Annotated in this window: 3 protein-coding genes; 1 reads left to right on the top strand and 2 read right to left on the bottom strand. The window is 72.2% G+C overall.

The window, feature by feature from the left end:
• Positions 1 to 383, bottom strand: a 383-nt coding sequence (locus ACFQ27_RS20775; RefSeq protein WP_377354915.1) for a citrate/2-methylcitrate synthase, incomplete at its 3' end; no start/stop codon positions are given.
• A gap of 102 nt (positions 384 to 485) precedes the next feature.
• Here ACFQ27_RS20775 and ACFQ27_RS20770 point away from each other — a divergent pair.
• Positions 486 to 1649 (top strand): citrate/2-methylcitrate synthase, encoded by a 1164-nt coding sequence (locus tag ACFQ27_RS20770; protein ID WP_374343633.1) that lies wholly within the window; start codon positions 486 to 488, stop codon positions 1647 to 1649.
• Here the strand turns inward: ACFQ27_RS20770 and ACFQ27_RS20765 are convergent.
• Positions 1646 to 2023, bottom strand: coding sequence for a DUF2237 family protein (locus ACFQ27_RS20765; RefSeq protein ID WP_374343631.1), 378 nt, complete (start codon positions 2021 to 2023; stop codon positions 1646 to 1648). The two genes, ACFQ27_RS20770 and ACFQ27_RS20765, sit on opposite strands and share 4 nt — an antisense overlap.
• Positions 2024 to 2321: the final 298 nt, after the last annotated feature.

The following is a 2321-nucleotide window of genomic DNA, read 5'->3' as shown; positions in this document are numbered from 1 at the left end:
TGGCCGGCCTGGGCGCGGACCACGGCGGCGGTGAAGACCGCGGGCGCCGCCATCAGCCGCAGGGCGGTGGCGAGGTCGTCGCCGTCGCCCAGCCGGGCGGTGAGGGCCCGCATGGCCTCGATCGGCGTGCGGTCCAGCAGGCCGGTGTCGAGGGCGGCGACCTCTGAGAAGACCTCGACGCGGGCGGCGCCCAGGGCCGGGCCGAGATCGGCCGGCAGGTCCTCGAAGAAGCCATCGAACAGCAGGCGGGCGGCGTCCTCAAAGCTGGCGCGGCCGGCCAGTTCGTCGAGGTCGTGGCCGCGGATGATCAGCCGGCCGGCCTTGCCGTCCACATCGGACAGCACCGTCTGGGCGGCGACGACATTTTCCAGTCCATCGGACATGGCGGTTCTCCAGTCTTGGGTGGGGCGGGGAGGCCCCTTGCAGGACGCGATCTTTGCCGCCAGACTGGGATCGTCAATCTTGATCAATATAATCAATATAAAATGCCGACGCGGACGGAAGACTGGATCGGGGCGGAAGAGGCCCGGGCGCGGCTGGGGGTCAGGCCCCAGACGCTCTACGCCTATGTCAGCCGGGGGCGGGTCCAGACCCGCGCAGACGCCGCCGACCCGCGCCGCAGCCTCTATCGGGCCTCCGACATCGACGCCCTGGCCCAGAAGAAATCCCGCAGCCGCAAGGTCTCTGACGTCGCGGCCGGCGCCATCGCCTGGGGCGAGCCGGTTCTGGCCTCGGCCATCACCACGGTCTCGGGCGGGCGGCTCTACTATCGGGGTCGAGAAGCTGTGGCCCTGGCGGAGACCGAGACCCTGGAATCCGTGGCCCGGCTGTTGCGGGGCGGCCATGGCGCGGCCTTGAAGCGCACAGAGCGACCGGAGCCGCCGCCGGGCGCCGACATGCGGGCCAGGGCGTTTGCGGCGCTGGCCGCGCGGGCCGGCGCCGATCCGCCGGCCCTAGGCCGACACCCCCTGGCCCTGGCGGTGGAGGCCGCGACCCTCCTGGATGTCATGACCGACGCCATCGCCGGACAGGTGGGCGGAGGGGCGATCCACAACCGGCTGGCGCTGGCCTGGGGCCAGGGACCGGGCGGGCCGGGGGCGGACCTGATCCGCCGCATCCTGGTGCTGATGGCCGACCACGAACTGAACCCCTCGGCCTTCGCGGCGCGGGTGGCGGCGTCCACAGGGGCGTCTCTGTCGGCGGCGGCCCTAGCCGGCCTCGCCACCCTGTCCGGCCCTCGGCATGGCGGCGCGCCCGCCGCGATCCTGGCCCTGCTGGCCGAGGCCGAGCAACTGGGCGCCCGCGGCGCGGTGGCCGCCCGGCTGGCCGAAGAGCGCGTCCTGCCTGGCTTTGGCCACCCGCTCTATCCGGAGGTCGATCCCCGCGCCGAGGCCATGCTGGAACGGTTCGATCCGCCCCCGGCCCTGGCCGAGCTGGCGCGGGCGGTGGAGGACTATGCGGGCCTGAAGCCCAATGTGGACTTCGCCCTGGTGGCGGTGTCGCTGGCGCTCAAGCTGCCGGCCGACGCCCCCTTCGCCCTGTTCGCCGTGGCCCGCTGCGCCGGCTGGATCGCCCACGCCATCGAACAGCTGCAGTCCGGCGGCCTGATCCGGCCCCGGGCGCGGTATGTCGGGGTGGAGGTGGGCTAGACCGCGTGATCCTTAAGGACCCCCAACGGCACGATGGCCAGGGTCTCCTCGTGCGTGGCTTCGAGCACCAGCTGCGGCGCGGCGCCGGCGTCGAGGGCCTCCTTCCAGCGCGGGGCGCACAGGCACCAGCGGTCGCCGGGCTTCAGTCCCGGAAAGCCGTATTCCGGAACGGGCGTCGACAGGTCGTTGCCGACCCGCTTCGAGAAGGCCAGGAACTCCGCCGTCATCACCGCGCAGACCGTGTGCAGGCCGGTGTCGTGCGGCCCGGTCTCGCAGCAGCCGTTGCGGAAGAAGCCGGTGACCGGATCGAGCGAGCAGCTCTTCAGCTCGGTCCCCAGCACGTTGCGGGCGTCGGCGTCGTATCTCTGGATCATAAGTCGAGCATAAGACTATTCGGACCGCGCAAAGCTAGAGTGCGCGAGGCGATTCCCTTGGCGACGGAAGCGCCTTAGTCACTAATTGGCCGGCATCTTGCGGCAGGAAGGGGTCGCGTCCCGCGCTTACGGGTCGCCCAAGGAAAGCATGTCTGATCTTCGCGCGCGCCTGGGGATGATCGCCGCCGCCGTGCTGACCGCAGGGTCGGCCGGGGCGCAGGCCCCCGCGCCCGCGCCATCGGATGATCCCATCGGCGCCCTGCTGCAGGCGGCGCCCCCGGTCGCCCCGCCGGCTGAT

This window comes from Phenylobacterium conjunctum, from assembly GCF_042679085.1.
Taxonomy (GTDB): domain Bacteria; phylum Pseudomonadota; class Alphaproteobacteria; order Caulobacterales; family Caulobacteraceae; genus Phenylobacterium; species Phenylobacterium conjunctum.
Note: the sequence above shows the minus strand (reverse complement) of the source record. Positions and strands in the feature narration are given on the sequence as shown.